The 19,940-nt window shown below is 49.6% G+C and carries 18 protein-coding genes; 15 read left to right on the forward strand and 3 right to left on the reverse strand.

The window, feature by feature from the left end:
- Nucleotides 1-397, forward strand: a 397-nt coding sequence (locus HP568_RS27450; protein WP_483862132.1) for a Rossmann-fold NAD(P)-binding domain-containing protein, incomplete at its 5' end; no start/stop codon positions are given.
- 53 nt (nt 398-450) lie between these two features.
- A complete protein-coding gene (locus tag HP568_RS27455; protein ID WP_048034274.1) occupies nt 451-1,143 on the forward strand; it encodes an aspartate/glutamate racemase family protein in 693 nt (230 codons plus the stop codon).
- Here the strand turns inward: HP568_RS27455 and HP568_RS27460 are convergent.
- Nucleotides 1,107-1,601 (reverse strand): pentapeptide repeat-containing protein, encoded by a 495-nt coding sequence (locus HP568_RS27460; protein WP_254551568.1) that lies wholly within the window; start codon nt 1,599-1,601, stop codon nt 1,107-1,109. The two genes, HP568_RS27455 and HP568_RS27460, sit on opposite strands and share 37 nt — an antisense overlap.
- 245 nt (nt 1,602-1,846) lie before the next feature.
- Between HP568_RS27460 and HP568_RS27465 the strand changes: the two genes are divergently transcribed.
- From HP568_RS27465 to HP568_RS27495, 7 genes are read left to right on the forward strand one after another with little or no spacing between them, the layout of a single operon-like run.
- Nucleotides 1,847-2,923 carry a putative 2-aminoethylphosphonate ABC transporter substrate-binding protein gene (locus tag HP568_RS27465; RefSeq protein WP_048034273.1) on the forward strand — a complete coding sequence of 359 codons (1,077 nt, stop codon included), beginning with the start codon at nt 1,847-1,849 and terminating at the stop codon, nt 2,921-2,923.
- A gap of 17 nt (nt 2,924-2,940) precedes the next feature.
- Entirely contained in the window at nt 2,941-3,990 is a 1,050-nt protein-coding gene (locus HP568_RS27470) for a putative 2-aminoethylphosphonate ABC transporter ATP-binding protein (RefSeq protein WP_173630757.1), read from the forward strand.
- Nucleotides 3,991-3,995: 5 nt separating this feature from the next.
- Entirely contained in the window at nt 3,996-5,705 is a 1,710-nt protein-coding gene (locus HP568_RS27475) for a putative 2-aminoethylphosphonate ABC transporter permease subunit (RefSeq protein WP_173630758.1), read from the forward strand.
- A 3-nt stretch (nt 5,706-5,708) separates the two neighbouring features.
- On the forward strand, nt 5,709-6,503 hold the full coding sequence (phnX, locus tag HP568_RS27480) for a phosphonoacetaldehyde hydrolase (RefSeq protein ID WP_173630759.1): 795 nt from the start codon (nt 5,709-5,711) through the stop codon (nt 6,501-6,503).
- Nucleotides 6,500-7,618, forward strand: coding sequence for a 2-aminoethylphosphonate--pyruvate transaminase (gene phnW, locus HP568_RS27485; RefSeq protein ID WP_173630760.1), 1,119 nt, complete (start codon nt 6,500-6,502; stop codon nt 7,616-7,618). Before phnX ends, phnW begins: the two co-directional genes overlap by 4 nt.
- Before the next feature lie 19 nt (nt 7,619-7,637).
- Nucleotides 7,638-8,801: a saccharopine dehydrogenase family protein gene (locus HP568_RS27490; RefSeq protein ID WP_173630761.1), complete on the forward strand. Its 1,164-nt coding sequence runs from the start codon at nt 7,638-7,640 to the stop codon at nt 8,799-8,801.
- 25 nt (nt 8,802-8,826) lie between these two features.
- A complete protein-coding gene (locus HP568_RS27495) occupies nt 8,827-9,615 on the forward strand; it encodes a DeoR/GlpR family DNA-binding transcription regulator (protein ID WP_048034268.1) in 789 nt (262 codons plus the stop codon).
- 50 nt (nt 9,616-9,665) lie between these two features.
- Here HP568_RS27495 and HP568_RS27500 read toward each other — a convergent pair whose 3' ends face one another.
- Entirely contained in the window at nt 9,666-11,312 is a 1,647-nt protein-coding gene (locus HP568_RS27500) for a helix-turn-helix domain-containing protein (RefSeq protein WP_173630762.1), read from the reverse strand.
- 105 nt (nt 11,313-11,417) lie between these two features.
- Nucleotides 11,418-12,374 carry an ABC transporter substrate-binding protein gene (locus tag HP568_RS27505; RefSeq protein ID WP_173630763.1) on the reverse strand — a complete coding sequence of 319 codons (957 nt, stop codon included), beginning with the start codon at nt 12,372-12,374 and terminating at the stop codon, nt 11,418-11,420.
- Nucleotides 12,375-12,647: 273 nt separating this feature from the next.
- Here HP568_RS27505 and HP568_RS27510 point away from each other — a divergent pair, with 273 nt between their 5' ends.
- The 6 genes from HP568_RS27510 (at nt 12,648) to HP568_RS27535 (ending at nt 19,924) form a co-directional block, all read left to right on the forward strand.
- Nucleotides 12,648-13,640 (forward strand): ABC transporter substrate-binding protein, encoded by a 993-nt coding sequence (locus HP568_RS27510; protein WP_048034266.1) that lies wholly within the window; start codon nt 12,648-12,650, stop codon nt 13,638-13,640.
- 129 nt (nt 13,641-13,769) lie between these two features.
- Complete coding sequence (locus HP568_RS27515) at nt 13,770-15,362, forward strand: AraC family transcriptional regulator (RefSeq protein ID WP_173630764.1); 1,593 nt, start codon at nt 13,770-13,772, stop codon at nt 15,360-15,362.
- Between the two features lie 132 nt (nt 15,363-15,494).
- On the forward strand, nt 15,495-16,550 hold the full coding sequence (locus tag HP568_RS27520) for a FecCD family ABC transporter permease (protein WP_056493650.1): 1,056 nt from the start codon (nt 15,495-15,497) through the stop codon (nt 16,548-16,550).
- A 2-nt stretch (nt 16,551-16,552) separates the two neighbouring features.
- Nucleotides 16,553-17,584 carry a FecCD family ABC transporter permease gene (locus HP568_RS27525; RefSeq protein ID WP_173630765.1) on the forward strand — a complete coding sequence of 344 codons (1,032 nt, stop codon included), beginning with the start codon at nt 16,553-16,555 and terminating at the stop codon, nt 17,582-17,584.
- Nucleotides 17,585-17,790: 206 nt separating this feature from the next.
- Nucleotides 17,791-18,819: a VOC family protein gene (locus HP568_RS27530; RefSeq protein ID WP_053079616.1), complete on the forward strand. Its 1,029-nt coding sequence runs from the start codon at nt 17,791-17,793 to the stop codon at nt 18,817-18,819.
- A gap of 25 nt (nt 18,820-18,844) precedes the next feature.
- Nucleotides 18,845-19,924, forward strand: a complete 1,080-nt coding sequence (locus tag HP568_RS27535; RefSeq protein WP_173630766.1) for an NAD(P)H-dependent flavin oxidoreductase — start codon at nt 18,845-18,847, stop codon at nt 19,922-19,924.
- Nucleotides 19,925-19,940 lie beyond the last annotated feature (16 nt).

Below are 19,940 nucleotides of genomic sequence, written 5' to 3' on the forward strand. Positions count from 1 at the left end.
CAATCATGTCATCGTGCGAGTAGGCCCGATTTATGGTCGTAATGTGGTTGGACAATGGGATAAACGTGTCGCTTCGATGTGTGCAGACCTGGAAGCTGGCAGAGAAGTAAGCCGGTCAGGTAATTTGTACAAGACGTTTGTCCATGTGGAAGACGTGGGGAAGGCTATCCACGAATTGCTTCACGGCTCTTACCTCGGAACGCTTCATCTCGGTCCAGCACAGAAAGAGAGTTATTATTCTTTTTACAAAAAGATGGCTCTGGCATTAGGACTGAATGCGGATGGTGTAAAAGAAACCTTGTTAACAGAAGCGGACGCGCTAGGACGAGGGATTCCGTTGGATACTTCGTTGCGTACGAAAAAGGCGCATGAACGGCTACAGACCCGTTTTCGTTAGGCGGGATGGAAAACGCAAATGACAACGATCACGACAAAGGAGAGTAGAGAACGATGAAAACAATCGGATTAATTGGCGGCATGAGCTGGGAGTCCTCCTTGGTCTACTATCGTTTGATCAATGAAACCGTTAAGGAGAGGCTGGGCGGTTTGCATTCGGCAAAAAGCATCCTGTATTCCGTTGATTTTGCTGAGATCGAAGAAATGCAACGAGAAGGACGATGGGAAGAAGCAGGCGAGCGGATGGCGAGTGCCGCGAAAAGTCTGGAAGCGGCAGGAGCCGACCTGATCGTTCTCTGTACAAATACGATGCACAAGCTGGCGTATGCTATCGAGGAAGCGACCAGCTTGCCATTTCTGCATATCGCGGATGCGACAGCCCAAGCGATCAAAAACCACGGGCACAAGCGAGTAGCACTGCTTGCAACGAGATTTACGATGGAGCAGGATTTCTATACAGGACGTCTGCGTGATGTTCATGGATTAGAGGTACTGCTGCCGGATGAACAAGAGCGAAAACTCGTCCATGACATCATTTATCATGAGCTGTGTGTCGGGGTCATTCGCGAAGAATCCAAACGTACCTACCAGGCGATCATTGAGCGATTGGTCGAGGAAGGGGCTGAGGCAGTCATCCTCGGCTGCACGGAAATCGGTCTATTGATCACAGCCCAAGATTGCACGGTCCCGGTATTTGATACGACTGCGATTCATGCAGAAGCGGCTGTGGAGGCTGCTTTGCAGTAGATGATAGGAAAAAATAAAAGACTGAGCTCATCCCATTTGCTACTAGAATGGATGACTGAGTCTTTTTTTGTGCATACGTACTTTCTGAATTGCCCATTTGAAAGATTACAGCTATGAAAACTTACGGGTTTGTATTGCCCATCGGGATTATAATTTCCGTCTCCCTCCATAGGAAGAACCACATTGTGAAATTCTGTTCCAAACAAATGGACGTGGTCAATAACAGCGTGGCTGAAATTCGCATGCTGAATGCCTGCACCTGACAAGTTTGTGTTAGAGATTTTGATTCCACTCATATTCACATCATTCAAAGTCATTTGACTTATATTTACGTTATTCATTCTGGTCTTCGCCAAGCTGACATTTTCCATGTCAAGTTCCTCAGCTTTAACCTCCTGCCATTTAGACCTTGATATATCCGCCATTTGCAAGTCTAACGGTTCCACCTTCAAGTTCATACTCATATCCCCCTTTGCATGATAAAAATGAGGCATTTGTAACTTCGACATACACCTTGTTTTTCCTTTATTACCCAGTTGCGTTTTCTACTCTCCCAAGGAATCTCCTAAAACAAACAAAACACAACTAAACACACATAAAAACAATCAATTTACGTTACGTTCATATCCGCTTAATATTTTCCCCGTAAGATTGGTTTCGTAGGAACCAAGAAATGAACATTCCGCAAAGAGGAGAGGTTCTCATGAAGAAATGGCATTATCCTTTACTTGCTTCCGTTCTATCAATCGCGTTTTTAGCAGGGTGTGGACAAGCACCAGTATCACAACCAAACACACAAGCTTCCACAAAGGAAAGTACAAACGCCTCAGGAGAGATTACGGTTTATACAGCTCTGGAGGATGACCAGATCAAAACGTATTTGGAATCCTTTAAAGCGAAATATCCAGATGTAAAGGTCAATATTGTCCGCGATTCTACAGGGATCATCACAGCAAAGCTGCTGGCGGAAAAAGACAATCCACAAGCGGACGTCGTATGGGGAACAGCAGCGACAAGCCTGCTTGTACTCGAACAGCAAGGCATGCTTGAAGGCTATTCGCCAAAAGGAATCGAGAAGGTTTCCCCGGAGTTTAAGGATTCGAAGGAACCTGCAAGCTGGGTAGGAATCGATGCGTGGGAGACTGCGGTCGCGGTCAATACCAAAGAGCTCGAAAAACGCAATTTGCCTATTCCGCGCTCATACGAAGACCTGATCAAGCCGGAGTACAAAGGATTGATCGTGATGCCAAATCCAGCGTCCTCGGGAACTGGGCTTCTCACCATTAACGGAATCATGCAACTAAAAGGGGAGAAAGAAGGCTGGGCGTACCTCGACAAGCTGCATGAAAATATGGCCATCTACACGCATTCCGGCTCGAAGCCAGCGAAAATGGCTGCATCGGGCGAATATCCAATCGGTATTTCCTTTGGCTACCGTTCGATTACCGAGAAGAAAAAAGGCGCACCCGTTGAAGTCGTCTTTCCAACAGAAGGCTCGGGTTGGGATGTAGAGGCGAATGCCTTAATCAAAAAGAGTGCGATCAAACCAGAATCCAAGCTGTTCTTGGACTGGGCCATCTCCGATGAAGTCATGAAAGCCTATAATCAGAACTTTGCTATCGTCAGTGTCAAGCAAGAAGGCGCGACACTCCCAGAAGGCTACGCAGTAGATCCGATCAAGCAATTGATCAAGCTCGACTTGAATCAAGCCGCACAAAATCGAGACAACGTTTTGGCGGAGTGGGAAAAACGATACGCGACTAAGAGCGAACCCAAGTAAGCAGCGAGGAGAACAGCATGACACAATCCTATCTATCCATTCAAGGGGTCAGTAAACGCTTTGGTTTGTTTGCCGCATTGGAGCACATTTCCATCGAAATTGACAAGAATGAATTTGTTTGTCTGCTCGGTCCCAGTGGCTGCGGTAAAACGACATTACTGAGAATGCTGGCTGGATTGGAGCAGCCGACGACAGGCAAGATGATCCTGGGAGGCAGGGAGATTACTTCCCTGCCACCAGCAAAACGAAACATTGCGATGATGTTCCAGTCGTACGCCTTGTTTCCCAATTTGACGGCTGCTGAAAACATTGCCTTTGGCCTGCAAGAAAAGAAGCTAGCGAAAAAAGAGATCGCAGCCAAAGTAGAAGAGGCGCTAGACATGGTGGATTTGTCTCATGCCGCCGCCAAATATCCCAGCCAGCTCTCAGGCGGTCAACAGCAGCGAATTGCCTTGGCCCGAGCGATTGCACTATCGCCGGATGTCCTGCTTTTAGATGAACCACTATCCGCATTAGATGCAAAGGTAAGACAAAAGCTGCGCCGGGAGATTCGGCGTTTGCATGAGCAGTACGGCATGACAACAGTGATGGTCACCCATGACCAGGATGAGGCATTGACCATGGCTGACAAGATCGTCGTCATGGATCACGGCGAGGTCGTTCAGGTAGGCACACCCGAGGAGATCTATAACAAACCAGCCACTCCGTTTGTTGCTGATTTTATCGGAGCGATCAACTTTTTTGAGTACAGTCGCTTTGAGAAGGCACAATCTGATCCGAATCGCTTACTTGCGATCAGACCGGAGCATGTGCGGCTTTTGCAGCAAGAATCCGAATGCGCCATACCTGCGACAATTTCCGAGATAGAATTTCGCGGTGCTTTTTACCGAATCTTTCTGGAATGGCAAGAGGTAGGCCAGATAAAAAAAGAGCTTCTGACAATCGATTTGATAGCGGCCGAGGCACAAAGACTTGGAATTGCCCGAGGCAAAAAGGTGTGGCTGGAGTTTCCGCTGGAGAATTTGCTGACCTTTGAGCATGCGCCAGCCATAGAGGAACAGGGGTGAGCAGCATGAAGGAAATGACATCGATCTTCGATGGAAAAGCCATGCAAAAGTGGCTCATCGCTCTCGTCGTTCTTGGATTGTCAGCGAGTGTTCTGTTGCCACTTGGCCAGTTGTTTTCCAAAGCATTCTATAACAAGAACGGTCAGTTCATCGGCCTGGACAATTTCGTTACGTACTTTTCCACCCCAGCATTGGCAGGGTCGCTGAATAACACCTTGTATATTTCTGCGATGACGACGCTGATCGCAGTCACACTCGCTTTTCTGTTCGCGTATGCCTTGACGCGTAGCGGGATTCGCGGAAAACGAGCCTTTCGGGCGATCGCGCTGCTGCCGCTGTTTGCGCCCACGATGATGCACGGAATCGCCCTGACTTACCTTTTTGGGAATCAAGGGCTGGTGACGACAGGGATCTTCGGATTGCTCCCGTTTCAATGGGACATCGATCTGTACGGCCCGGTGGGGATTATTTTGGCGGAGATCGTTTATGTATTCCCGCAAGCGTATTTGATTCTCGCTGTTTCCCTTGCTTTTGCCGACTATCAGCTGTACGAAGCGGCGGATACGCTCGGAGCGAACCATTGGCGCAAGTTTTTTGTAGTGACGATTCCCAGCGTGAAATACGGTATCGTCAGCGCCTGCTTTGTCTGTTTTACTCTCTCGTTTACTGACTTCGGAGCACCAAAGGTTGTCGGCGGACAGTTTTCCGTACTGGCGACAGACGTCTACAAGCAGGTTATCGGTCAGCAAAATATGACGATGGGCGCAACAGTTGGGCTGCTTTTGATCATTCCCGCTCTCGTGGCGTTTGTCGTGGACCGGATTGTTGAGCGGAAGCAGCACGCGGCTGTAACAGCCAAATCCAAGCCGTATCGAATCAAAGAAAATCGTTTGCGCGACTTGTTTTACTTCATCCTTTGTGTGAGTGTCAGCGGATTTTTGCTGCTTCTCATGGCTGCGGTGGTACTGGCTTCTTTCATCAAAGTATGGCCGTACAATCTGACTTTCGGCTTGGATCATTACGACTTTTCCAACGTAGCCGGAGAAGGGATTGAGCCACTGTGGAACAGCATTCTCGTCGCCTTGCTGACGGCAGTGATCGGGACGGCGGTCACGTTTATTACCGCGTACACGATTGAAAAATCCCAAGTGTGGAAGGGGCTTCGCCAAGCTGGATACTTCCTGTCGATTCTCCCGCTGGCATTGCCGGGGATGGTCATTGGGCTAGCGTACATTTTCTTCTTCAATAATCCGTCGAATCCATTTCACAGCATGTACGGAACGATCTGGATTTTGATTTTGGCAAACGTCATTCATTTTTTCGCAGTCGGCTTTATCACAGCAACGAGCGCGTTGAAAAAGCTCGATCCCGAGTTCGAGCAAGCGGCAGAGTCCATGGGGGTCTCGCAGACAAAGCTATTGTGGCGCGTCACGATTCCCGTCTGTATGCCGGCGATTGTCGAGATGGCGGTGTACTTTTTCATCAACTCGATGGTGACGATCTCGGCAGTTGTTTTTCTGTACGCAGCGGATTTCAAGTTGGCATCTGTCTCCATCGTCAATATGGATGACGCAGGGGATGTGGCTCCAGCAGCAGCGATGTCGGTATTGATCGTCTTCCTCAACATCATCGCACGTGCTGGTGCAGAATGGATCGCATCCAAACTTCGCAAGCGGACAACAGGGTCCTACCAAGAGAAAGGTCAGGTGGCATAAAGCATGAAAGCAGTCGTATTTGATTGGGCAGGAACGATGGTAGATTACGGATGTTTCGCTCCTTTAGCTGTCTTTTTGCAGGTGTTCAAAAAACGGGGGATTGAGCTGACAGCAGCAGAAGCGCGCGAACCGATGGGGATGCTCAAGCGCGATCATATCCAGGCGCTGTGCAAAATGGAGCGGGTAGCAGCGCTATGGCAAGAGCGTTACGGTCGACTTCCGAATGAAGCGGATGTGGACGAATTGTACGCCGACTTCGAACCGATGCTGATGGCGACGCTGCACGAGTATGCCACTCCTGTTCCGGGAGCAATGGAATTGGTAGGGCGACTGCGCGAGCAAGGAATCAAAATCGGATCGACCACAGGCTACACGAGGGAAATGATGAACGTCGTTGCAGCATCGGCTAAACAACAGGGCTACGAACCAGATGCACTTGTCACTCCAAGTGAAGTGCCTGCTGGACGTCCATATCCATGGATGTGCTATCAAAATGCGATCCTGCTGGACGTATATCCAATGAACGAGATGGTCAAAGTCGGTGATACGACAAGCGATATGAAAGAAGGAAGAAACGCCGGGATGTGGACCGTTGGCGTTCTGAAGGGTGGAAGCGAGCTTGGCCTGTCCTTGGAGGAAGTGACGAGTATGCCACAGGAAGAGCTGGATAAAAGGCTGGCTATCGCAACAGAACGACTGATGGCGGCGGGTGCGCACTACGTGATCGAGGAGATCGGATGCTTGGATGAGGTGCTGAAAAAGATCGAGATGCGTCATGCAGGAGGAGAGAGACCATGAATCAGACAAGATCAACCGATAATCCGTACTTGTTGCTCACCCCCGGACCATTGACCACTTCCACAACCGTACGCGAAGCAATGCTCCGAGATTGGTGCACGTGGGATCGTGATTACAATGAACTGGTACAGGCAATCCGTCAGAAGCTCGTCCGATTGGCAACCTCGCAGGTAGAGGAGTATACGAGCGTTTTGATGCAAGGCAGCGGGACCTTTTGTGTGGAAGCGGTGGTGAGCAGTGCGATTCCCGCAGACGGCAAGCTGCTCGTCTTGACGAATGGCGCCTACGGGGATCGGATCGTGGAAATGGCACAAGTCCATGGAATCGCGACGGAGGTCATTGATTTTGGCGAAGTGACAAAAGCCGATGCAGAGGCATTGGAGCAGAGATTAGCGGCGGATGCAACGATCACGCATGTGGCTGTCGTGCATTCAGAAACAACTACGGGCATGCTCAATCCCATCAAAGAAATTGGAGAAGTCGCCAAGAAGTACGGAAAAGTCTATATCGTAGATGCGATGAGCAGCTTCGGTGGCATTCCAATGGACGCAGCAGCGCTCTCAATCGACTTCCTGATCTCAAGCGCAAACAAATGCATCCAAGGTGTGCCTGGCTTCGGCTTTGTCATTGCTAAAACGTCTGCGCTCATCAAATGCAAAGGGATCGCCCGTACATTGTCCCTCGATTTGTACAGCCAATGGAAGACGATGGAGGAGCAAAACGGAAAGTGGCGCTATACTTCTCCGACTCATGTCGTGCGCGCCTTTTATCAAGCCCTGATAGAGCTTGAGGCAGAAGGGGGAGTTGAAAAACGGTACGAGCGTTACCAGCGAAATCAGCAGCTACTCGCAGAAGGCATGGAGCGCAACGGTTTTCGCATCCTGTTGCCAAAAGAATCGCAATCGCCCTTCATTACTTCCTTTTATTTTCCTGATAGCGAAGCATTCACCTTCGCACAGTTGTATGAGCGGCTAAAGCAGGCAGGCTTCGTCATTTATCCGGGCAAAATCTCGCAAGCGGACACGTTTCGGATTGGCAATATCGGAGAGGTTTACCCAGAGGATATCGAGAGATTAATCGCAGCAATGGAAAACAATCGTTTCTGGCTGGAGTAAATAATAGGAGGCTAGCGTGATGAAAGTGTTTTGCTTGGGTGGAGCGGGAAATATTTGTCGGGAAGCTGTGCTCGATCTCGTGATGCATTCGGATTTTGAGCAGATTACGATCGGCGATTTTAATGAAGAAGAAGGTCGCAAGGTAGTCGAGTGGCTGAACGATCCACGCGTAGATTTTGTACCGGTAAATGTACGCGATCATGCGGATACGGTCCAAAAAATGCGCGGATACGACATCGTCATGGACGGAACCACCATCACACTGAACGGTCTGTCTACTGCTGCGATTGCGGAGGCTGGCTGCCATGGCATCAATTTGAACGGGTTTGGGGAAGAAAACGCATCGGATGCGATCTTCCGCGCTCATGGGAAGACCTGCCTGCCTGGCTTTGGCATGACGCCTGGACTGACCCAAATGATGGCGATGCATGCAGCGAACCAGCTCGATGAAGTCGACGAAGTCCGCGTCAGCCACGGCTCCTTTCGCCCGATTGCCTTTTCCAAATCGATCACAGAGACGACGACCTATGAGTATGATCCAGATTTGCCAGGGCGCGTCGTCTATGAAAATGGCGCGTTCATTCAAGTCCCGCCATTTGCTCGCCCACGCGAAATAAAGCTTCCTGAGCCGTATGGAAAAACAATTCAGTACATCATTCCACATGCAGAGACAAAAACGCTCGCACAGGCTTTGTCTCCAAAAGGGGTAAAGCTGATCGAGGTGCGGGGAACATGGCCGAAGCAAAACATGGAGCTGGTCAAAGCCCTCTATGATTATGGCTTTTTGCGGAACGACCCCATCATGGTAGGGGAAACAAAGGTGGGAATCCTTGATTGTATCTCCCAATACCTCTACAATTCTAGAGAGGGAAAAGAGACGGCATTATACGGGTATTCGCTTCATGTCGAGGTAACAGGTACCAAGGACGGTCGCAAAGTCGGACACGTCCTGTACCATACACATCCGGCATCAGACGGCTCTGTAGCTGACTGGGCTGGGCTGCGCGCCTATACCCGCAACGTAGGAATCCCGCTGGCGATTGCGACTGAGCAGATCGCAAAAGGAAACGTAAAAGCTGTTGGCGTCATAACACCAGAAGAAGCATTTGATCCGGCTGTGATTTTTCATGAGCTGACAAAACGTCAGATTTACATCCATGGCGAGAAGATCGAAATGACGTAAAGTACGATATAGGGGGACATTCGGCGTGTCGTTGTTCGGGGAAGAGCGTAAGCAAATCATTTTGCAGTTGATCAATTCCAATGGCAAGGTGCGGACCAATGAACTGGTCAAAAAGCTGCAAGTCTCGTCTGAGTCGATCCGCAGGTATTTGGAAGAGCTGGAGGCGGAGAAAAAACTGAAGCGCGTTTATGGCGGGGCAGTAAAGCTGACAGTGGAGCGCTCTGAGCCCTCTCATTTTGCCCGTGAAGTCTTGCGAGCGGAAGAAAAGAAACGAATTGGGCGGCTGGCGGCGGACTTGGTGCAAGACAGCGATACCATTGTCATCGATGAAGGGACAACGACTTTGCAAATGATCAGCTTTCTCGAGACGAAAAAAGATTTGACGATCCTCACTAGCTCGATCACGGCGCTGAATCGATTAATCGAGTACCAAAACAATGGAATGCTTGCGGCAGACATCTACTTCCTGGGTGGAAAGGTGAGCGCCAAGCATCATCGGGTAAGCGGGACCTATGCAGAGAAGATGATGAAACAATTTTATGTGGACAAGGCGTTTATCGCGGCAGACGGCATCTTGCTCCAAAAAGGCTTGACCTGCTATGAGCCGGATCGAACGGAACTCGCCCGTTGTTTCATCGAAAATGCCAATGAAAGTATTGTGCTAGCGGACCACTCCAAAATCGGGGTCAGCACATTGTGCAAGATCGCAGACTTGGGAGAGGTTGACATCGTGATCAGCGATACGGCAGCACCAGCAGAATGGAATAAAGGACTCCAAGCAAAAAATGTAGCATGGATGGTAGCAGAGGAGTAGTAGTGAGCAGGCCAGCGATTCCCCACGACAGGGAAGCTGGCCTGTTTGCTTCAGGAAGAATGGCGCAGCAAACGTGGCAGCATATGCAGCAATCTCTCTCTGGTAAGAGCAGCGCCGTAATTCCATTTTTGCGCTTCTACAAAATAGACATAGCCGTTTTGAACGGCAGGCAGACTGTGCCACCTTTCACTTTGTATGAATGCGGCGGTAGCCTGACGCGATTCGGGGTCTTCGGACAGCAGCATAAAAATCCGATCACCTGCGTACAGGGGGATGTCCTCCTCTCGAATTTCGATAAAACCGTAGCCAGCTTGCAGTACTTCTTGAATTTTATCCACAGGAGAAAAACCGTTTGGATGGTAAAGGGCGGAGGAAAGTCCTGAAGTGCCCATTACGAACAGACGCCCGCCATGCTCATGGATAAAGACGGATGCAGTCTCACCCGGCACAAGCTCGGAGCGTAGCTGATTCCACATAGTAGTAGCATTCGTGTGATATTTCCTGAGCCATTCTCGCGCCTCATCCTTTTTCCCCAGCCAATCTCCGAGTGTATGTAACCGTTCCTCCAGCGAAGCAAATGAATGAAAGGCGAGCGTTGGGGCAATCCGGCTCATCTGCTTGTATTTGTCTTCTTCCGCGTTCGCGAAAATGATTAGATCTGGCTTCAATGTCGTCAAATGATCATAGTCAACGGGAAAGGCGATATCCTGCATGTGTCTTACCCTGTCTCGGTAGATCGTTCGTTCCATCCAGGTAAAATTCCCACCGATGATATTTTCCACCTGGAGCGCGAGCAAATCATTAAAGGTCTCCCCAATATAAATGATACGTTGTGGCTGAAGGGGGATCTCTACCTCATGACCGGCCCAGTCCTGCACGAGCTCCATGCGGTGAGTCAGCCTGGAATATTGCCTTGGCGTATAACCGGTCGACTTTCGAAAGCGACGATTGAAATAATACTCATCCGTGAAGCCGACCTGCGAGGCGATGTCCCGCAATGAATCGTTCGAGCTTTTCAAGAGCTTTTTCGCATGATGAATACGCTGCTCGGTCACATATTCCAAAGGCTTTTTACCCGTCAACTGGCGAAAGAGCAGCGTGTACTGCCACGATGGCACATTGGCCAGTTGTGCCAACTGCTTGACCGTTATGTTCTCTTGATAATTTTGCTGGATATAACGAATGCTGTTCTCGACCTCTTTGCTCTTGCTAGGGGTAATGTCAGGAGAGAGATTTTGCTCCAGCAAAAAACCGAGCAGCTTCTGGAACCGCAATTGCTGCCAAAAGCTGTCCATTTCAGAAGAAGTGGAACGGCCCAAAAGCAAAGCGTCACATAAGCGCAAAAGCCGGGAAGAGGGGTGAGCGGACAGCTCGATACGACCACCTAGCAGTGCGTATGGGTAAGATTGGGGACTATTGTTTGCATCGAACTGGATGATGGTAAACGAGATTTGGTAGCAATCAATCGCGCTATCGTACAAGGATTCGATAGCAAAAGGAGTAGACGGTGATAGCAAAAAACACTTTCCTGCCAAAGGTGAAATCGTTTGGTCGTGAATACGGAGGCTGCCGTAACCTTTTGTGAAGAAGAGCAGGGTATGGAAGGGAGTGGGGAAAGGACTAGCCGTCCGCTCTACTTTACACAACTGAAAATGAAGGGAACCGAGCAGGGGCTGAGGTGGTATAGAATGCAGCATCGGTTGTACCATCCTTTTTTATGAGAATCATTATCATTCATTTTATCATTCGTATACAAAAGAAAGAAGCTTTTCAATCATTGTTGAAAAGCTTCTCTCGTTTCATTACTTCGCCAGGATTTCAGGAATCTTTTGCAGGAGCCATTCTCTTGTTGTGGCATCACTGCTAGATTTTTCGATGTCGATAAAGTAGACAGATCCGTTTTTAACAGCAGGCAGGTCTCTCCAGATGCGTGATTTTAGCAGCTCCTGCGTTGATTTCTCAGCTTCCTCGCTCGAAGTGTTCAGAATGAAAATACGATCTCCCGCTATTTCGGGCAAACGTTCTACAGAGATGAGTTCAAATCCTTTTTGTGCATCGAGTATTTCCTGAATGGGCGCGGTGGGCTTGAATCCATTTGTATCGTAGAGGACTTGGGAAAGCCCTGTTCTTGCCATGACAAATAGCCGATCACCCGGATAATAGGTAAAGACAGAGGCGGTTTCTCCTTCTTTCATGATGCCAGACTCCTTCAGCTTCTTCCACATCTCCTCCGATTTGCGCTTGTAATCATCAAGCCATTTGGTAGCTGCTTCCGGTTTCCCAAGAATATCACCGAGCTGGGTCATCCGTTCTTCCAAAGGCGCGAATGTATCAAAAATGACGGTAGGGGCGATTTTGGCTAGCTGTTCATATTCTTTTTCTTCGGTATTTGCATGGATAATCAGGTCGGGCTGTAATTCCAGAACCTTTTCGAGATTAATGGGAAAACCGACATTCTCGACATCGTGCAGTTGGTCTTCAAAGATTTGGTTGGCGTACCCGAATCCCCCAATCGGCTTCACGCCCAACGCGAGCATATCGCCAAATGTCTCACCGGAATAGATGATTTGTGCGGGAGAGACCGGGATGTTGCCTGCATGCCCGAGATAATCCGTATATGGTCGCGTCTGGTTTTTCTGACTTGCCGCGCTGTTCGCTTCGCTCGTTGTCTGAGAAGCAGATGGACTGCATCCGATGAGCAAGCTGCCAGCCAGTACGAAGATTCCTAGCGTTCCGCTTATACTGCGCATTTGGTTCATTTTCATTTTCCCCCAGTAGTCGTTTGAATCTGTTTGTTTTCAATGATAATCATTATCAGATATAGCTTACCAGCTCAATGGACAAACGTCAGATACCCATCATTGATTTTGTACAAAGGGAAGGATTTCACACGGACCGTTGTAGAGTTTGGACAAAAAATAGTGGAGAAAATGCATTGTCAGATAGAGAGGAAACAAATATGATCAGAATGCAAATAGTGAGAATGAATATCAATTCGATAATCATCAACAGATGCGAGAGAGGGTAGAAAGATGGTCAGAACGGTTCGGAATGCAGGAGTGGCAATGATAGCATTAATGTTGATCATGATGCTCGTGTTAACTGCGTGTACAGAAAAAGCAGCGGAGCCAACATCCACTGAGCAGAAAGCATCGACAGAGCAACCAGCATCGACGGAGAACAAGGCTGCGAAAACCAAAGTGGTGAAAGACGCCTATGGCGATGTAGAGATTCCGGTAAAGCCAGAGCGGGTAGCGGCGATTTATCAGGAGGACTTCTTGACAGCACTGGGTGTGACTCCCGTTGTCCAGTGGTATCACCCGGCGTGGGGCAAACAGGATTACCTCGGTCTGGACGTGCCGCTTTTTGATATTACAGGAAGTATTGAAGCGTTACTTGCAGCCAACCCGGATATCATCATTGTGGATGGCTACGCTGATCCCAAGAAATACGAGGAATTCAGCAAGGTAGCCCCTACGTACAAGCTACCGGATGAACTCCGTAACGACACGATTGGAAGACTCAAGAAAATCGCCGAGGTCCTAGGTGTTCCAGAAAAAGCAGACGAAGCGATCCAAAAGTACAATGAGAAAATTGCGGATACCAAGGCAAAGCTAGAAAAGGCAATTGGCAACGAAACGGTGGCCGTCATTCGTTTGAATGTGGGAAATAAGCCGAATTTGGCCCTTTTCGGAGATAGCAATGTTTACACAGGCATGCTCTATAAGGAGCTGGGACTTACGCCGTATTCTGCTGCCAAAAATCAAGAAACGCACGTGGTGTTATCAGAAGAAGCTATCCCGGCTATTGATGCAGACCATATCATTGTGTTCCCGTCGAACGGCACGTGGACTTCGGAAGAAAACAAGGATGCGCTCAAGATTTTGGAGAGCCCGATCTGGAAATCGGTTCCTGCTGTGAAAAAAGGTCATGTCTACCCAATGGAGCGGACACATTGGCAATCTGGTGCCATGCTGGCCAATATGAAGAAGGCAGACGATTTGGTCAAAGCGTTTGTAAAGTAATCGAGTTCAAGAGAGAAAGCGTGTCATTTTGATTGATGCGCTTTCTTTTTCATTTGTGGAGCTTGCCGTCGGGATGTTTACTCATTATAATAGTAAATGATAATCATTCTCAAGAAAAGGGTGAGGGAGATGAATAACGAAGCATCCAGGGCCAAGCTATCTCCACCATCATTTTTCGCAATGACGTCCATGCAAAAAGTAAATGTGGAAAGATGGCAGGACTATCAAGAGCCGGAAGACTACGCGATGATTGTAGCAACAGACGGAGAGGGGCTCATTGAAATCGAATCATCGACATATCGGTTCTCTCGGGAGCGTTGCTGGATTGCAGCACCGCGTCAGAACGTTTGGATCAGTTGCACGAGTCACGTTCTCGACTACTATTATCTGACTTTTCGTGTCGTCCACACGGGAGCTCCGATGGAGGAGCAAGCTTCCGAGGCTTTTTTCTGTATGGGGGAGTTGACCTGTACGCCTTTTTCACGTGTCGTTGAATTGATTGCGGAGATTTACAAGCATCGGGATGCCACGGAGGCGCTGCAACGATTCTATAATCACGTGCGGTTTGAGGAATTGCTATGCGTTTTGGCCCTCCAAAATGTACCAGGCAATACAAGTTTGGACCCGAGGCGGGCTGTTGAACGTTCAATTGCGTATGTAGAGGAGCACTATCAAGAGGCGCTGACCGTAGACCAGCTAGCACAGGAAGCGAATGTTCCACGTTGGCGGTATACGCAGCTCTTCAAGGAAATGACGGGAGAGATACCGCTCGATTACATGAATCAACTGCGGATCAATCGGGCGAAGCAACTCCTGCTCATGACAGGTGATCGGATCAACGAGATTGCCCAAAACGTCGGTTTCAACAGTGAGTATTACTTCAATCGTCGTTTCAAGCAGCGTGTAGGGCTCGCGCCAGGTAAATATCGCAACATCCATCGGGATGATTTACGAGTCGTCTCTCTTTATATGGAGGATTATTTGCTGGCCCTTGGCATTCGACCCGTCGTTCAATGGGCGCATACATATTGGGGCAAGCAGGACTATTTGGGCCTACATGATGTACCGACGTACGATGTGCTGACAGATGACGTGCAGCTCTTGTCCAGTCGTGCCCCAGATGTCATTATGCTTCGGGAGTGTACAGGCTGGAAGGCGGATGTGTATGCCAAATGTGCCCGGATTGCCGTTACATGCGTGATTCGGCAGTTCGGTCCTGAGTGGCGAAAAACATTGCGTACCCTCGGTGATCGGTTGGGCCGAAGCGAATTGGCAGAGCAGTCAATAGAGCAGTATGAACAAAAAGTAAGAGCTGCCAAAAATGTGATAGGACGCAGTCTCAAAGGGCAGAAGATAGCCTTCTTGCGCATCTCGGCTGATCAAATCCTCGTGGAGAAAAACTACACATCGCAGGTTTTGTTTCAAGATCTGGAAATGGAGCCGGCTCCTTTCGTAATAAAACAATTTGCCAAGCAGGTGAGAGAAGGGGTATCGTGGGAAGAGCTGTCTACGCTGGATGCTGATCATATTTTTTTCGCCTTTGACAAATGGCATGAGGGAAAACCAGGTGCCGAACAGCTACAGCTCAACCATCCCGTGTGGCAAGCGCTTCCTGCTGTCCAAAGCAATCGGGCGTATCAGGTGGATTTCATGACCTGGATGAATCACGGTGTGATCGCCAACGGAAAAAAGGTCGATGAAGTCCTAAAAGTATTAGCGTAAATGTACAAAGACAAGTTCGCGATTGTCCATTGACACAGTTTTCATGCATCGCCTAAAATTCTTTTATGATAATAAGAATCAATATCAACAAAAGCAACTCAGCTCCAAACTAACGAAAAAAAGGTGGCACGTATGAGTCAACACGCACATTCTCTGAAAGAGGGGAATAACGGAAAGCCGGTTGCGTTTCGCTCTCGCCCTTGGGCAGCGACTCTCATTTTGACTGGCGGGGTTTTCGCATTAATACTGGGGATGTTTTTGTCTGTGTCATTTGGAGCAGCCGACATCCACTTTGCTGTCGTATGGGAAGCTATTTTTCAATTTAATCCTGATATTACGCAACACCAAATTATTCAGGAGATTCGTTTGCCGCGTCTGCTCGGCGGTGCAATGGTCGGGGCCAGCCTCGCTGTTGCAGGTGCGATCATGCAAGGGATGACACGCAACCCGCTGGCAGATTCCGGATTGCTTGGGTTGAACGCAGGGGCCGGATTTGTTTTGGCTCTCTGCTTCGCTTTTTTCCCGGGTCTGCCGTTCATGTATCTGATTCTCTACAGCTTTTTGGGCGCTGGCGTTGGGGCCGGTATGGTTTACGGGATTGGTTCCTTGGCAAAAGGCGGCTTGACTCCGGTGCGCCTCGTTTTGGCGGGAGCCGCATTGACCGCACTATTGTCTGCGTTAAGCGAAGGGATTGCCCTTTACTTTAAAATCGGACAAGATTTGGCCTTCTGGTATGCAGGCGGTGTGGCGGGAACCAAGTGGTTTCAGCTTGAAGTCATGTTTCCGTGGATTCTCGCAGCCCTTATTGGAGCGATGATGCTGTCGCGTTCCATTACGATGCTCAGTCTTGGAGAAGATGTAGCGAAAGGATTGGGGCAGCGTACGGCGTTAGTGAAACTGGCAGGCATGATCATCGTCCTGATTTTGGCTGGATCAGCAGTCGCCGTTGTTGGGGCTGTAGGCTTTGTTGGATTGATTGTTCCGCATTTGACCCGCTTTTTGGTTGGGGTCGACTACCGATGGATCATTCCTTGCTCGGCCATTTTAGGCAGCCTGCTCGTTGTTTTCGCCGATTTGGCCGCAAGAATGGTAAATCCGCCGTATGAGACGCCGTTAGGGGCACTTATTGCGCTTATCGGTGTACCGTTCTTCCTTTACTTGGCGCGTAAAGAAAGAAGGGAGATGTAATCATGCAGCATATTGTTTCCCATTACCAAACGCGTAAAAGAAATAGAGCTTTTGCAGTTATGGCGATACTCGCTATCCTCATTGTTATCGCGTTTATCATCAGTATGAACACAGGCTACATACGGTTGTCACCAAGCGATCTCCTGCTGACGCTAATCGGTTCAGGAACAGACAAACAAAGCTTGATCTTGTTTGAATTCCGCCTGCCGCGGATTGTTATTTCCCTCTTGATCGGGGCAGGACTTGCCGTATCCGGGTGTATTATTCAAGGGATTTCTCGCAACGCGTTGGCCGAACCTGGTATTTTAGGGATCAACGCTGGTGCTGGCTTGATGGTGATGTTGTTCATTTCGTTTTACCCATCAACGTCTGCGGCACCTGTTTTTTTGCTGCCAGTGTTGGCGTTGATTGGAGCCAGCGTGACAGCAGCGCTGATCTTCGCATTGTCCTATAAAAGGCATAAGGGATTGTCTCCGACCCGTATCGTATTGACGGGGATTGCTGTGGCGGCTGGGATGAGTGCTGCGATGATCGTCTTGACGCTGAAGCTGAGTCCGGACAAATACCAGTTTGTGGCGACTTGGCTCGCGGGTAGTATTTGGGGGACCAACTGGAAGTTCGTTCTTTCGTTGCTGCCTTGGATCGCCATTTTAATCCCCTATGTTTTTTACAAAGCACGTGTTATGAACGTGCTCAATTTGGGAGAAGAGTTGGCGAAAGGCTTGGGTGCACCCGTTGCCAAAGAGCAATTGAAGCTGCTGGCTGCCGCAGTCGGGCTTGCCGCTGCCTGCGTGGCAGTGAGCGGAGGCATCGGTTTTGTCGGGTTGATCGGTCCGCATTTGGCCCGCAGACTAGTGGGGCCAAAGCATGAGATGCTTTTGCCTACATCAGCGCTGACGGGTGCGCTATTGGTCATCGTGGCTGATACCATCGGACGCTGGATCATGCAGCCGTCAGAGATTCCGACTGGTATCGTGGTAGCCGTTATCGGTGCTCCGTATTTCTTGTACTTGCTGGCACGTTCAAAAGCATAGTTTTTGCAAATAGTGGATTTGGCGAGCGTTTTCCCGTTTAGGTACGAGGAAGACGCTCGTTTTTGTATAGGGAGAAGTGGGGATGAGGCAATTTGGGAATTGAAAAGAGGGAAATGTTGGAGGACAATGGGGAGAAGAAGCAACCGCCTTGTGTTTGCTATAATAACAGCATGAGCATGTATCGGGACGAGAAGGAGTAAAGGCATATGATCGATCGATTAGACCACTTGGTTTTGACGGTAAAAGACATCGAAGCAACCTGTCACTTTTACGAAAAAGTCCTGGGAATGAAGGTTGTAACCTTTGGCGACGGCAGGAAGGCTCTGCACTTCGGCCAGCAAAAAATCAATTTGCATCAACTCGGACAAGAACGGGAGCCAAAAGCGATGCATCCAGTCGCAGGCTCCGCTGATCTGTGTCTTGTCACATCGCTTTCACTGGAGCAAGTCATTCAGCATATTCATGCATGCGGCGTCCATTTGGTGGAAGGACCTGTTCCAAAAACAGGCGCCATCGGGCCGATTCGTTCTGTGTATTTCCGTGATCCGGACCATAATTTGATCGAGGTTTCCCAGTACCTACCACTAGAATCAGGGGCGGCTTCCCTTGCTCCTGCTATCAAGGAGATTTCCAAGAGATTGCAAGAACGTGAACGAGGGACGATCGGCGCATACAGTGTCTTGCTCCCACTCGTCAACATGGCTGACAACCAGACAGGCATTTTATTTGAAAAAAGAGCCAGTACCATGCGGCGACAGGCTAATGAGGTATGTTTTCCGGGAGGGCGAGCTGAGAAGAGCGACGAATCTCGTTGGGCGACGGCTGCTCGGGAAACAAGCGAGGAGCTGGGTATTCCACTTGAGCAGATTCATTATGTAGGCGAGCTCGATCAGGTGATTGGGCCAGGCTCCTCTATCATTACGCCCTTTATTGGATACGTGGAAGGAATTCCTGATATGAAGCCGAATCCAGACGAGGTCGGAGAGGTCTTTATCCTTCCACTCGATCGTCTGTTGGCAACGCAGCCAGCGAAGTATCTTTCCTCTGTCATGACCGAGCCCGAAGAGGATTTTCCTTATCATCTGATCCCGGGTGGCAAGCGATATCCGTGGCGAAAAGGGACGGTCGAGCATTTGTTTTACGAGGTGGACGGGCGTGTCATCTGGGGGTTAACCGCCCGGGTGTTGGCTCAGTTTCTGGAATGGATTCGCAGCGACGACCAATCAACCAAGTAAACCAATATAGAGGAGTGGGAAAACCATGTGGACAAACAATCCTATCACTTCGCGTTTCCATTTGAAATGGCCGATTATTCAGGCGCCAATGGCAGGGGGAGCGACCACACCTGCCCTGGTAGCCGCTGTCTCAGAAGCGGGGGGACTCGGAACGCTCGGTGCCGCATATATGTCTCCTGAGCAGATTCGTGGGGCGATCAAGTCCATTCGGGCGTTAACAGACAAACCGTTTGGCGTGAATCTGTTTATTCCCGAAGATTTCGATGCGGATCAGCCGATCGCAGAAGGCGTTGCCCAGGCCATGAATGATGTGCGAGATCGATTGGGCATCCCGCACAATCCGCAGGTGACGCAATTTACAGAGCCGTTTGCTGAGCAGATGGCTGTTGTCTTGGAGGAACAGCCCGCTGTTTTCAGCTTTACCTTTGGTGTTCTGGATCATCGCTTGATGGCAGAGTTGAAGCAGCGGGGAATCACTGTCATCGGAACAGCGACAACCGTTCGCGAAGCGATTGCATTGGAAGCGAGCGGAGTCGATATGATTGCCGCCCAAGGCAGCGAAGCAGGCGGGCACCGAGGGTCCTTTTTGCCGGATTCACCAAGCAATATGATTGGAACAATGGCGCTCGTCCCGCAAATCGTGGATCGGGTCAAGATTCCCGTAATCGCGGCTGGAGGGATCATGGATGGGCGAGGGATCGCAGCAGCACTCGCGCTAGGGGCACAGGCGGCTCAGCTCGGAACGGCTTTTCTGACCTGCAAGGAGAGCGGAGCACATGCCCTGCACAAGAAGGCCATTTTGGAGACGAAAGAAGAGTCCATCGTGATGACACGTGCTTTCTCTGGAAAATGGGCAAGGGGCATTCAAAATGAGTTTATGACAACACTCGCCCCGCTTGATCCTGAGCTTCCGACCTATCCGGTACAAAATGCCCTGACCAAAGACATTCGAGCCGCTGCGGGCAAGCAGCAGCAAAGTGCGTACATGTCGATGTGGGCGGGGCAGGCAGCTCCACTCAGCCAAGAAATTAGCGCGGGTGAGCTGGTTGAAAAGCTGGCAGCGGAAACGACGAGGATTTGCAGCAATCTGGGGCAACCTCAGTAGAATAAAAACGTGCAGA

The organism is Brevibacillus sp. MS2.2 (assembly GCF_013284345.1).
GTDB classification, from domain to species: Bacteria; Bacillota; Bacilli; order Brevibacillales; family Brevibacillaceae; genus Brevibacillus; species Brevibacillus brevis_C.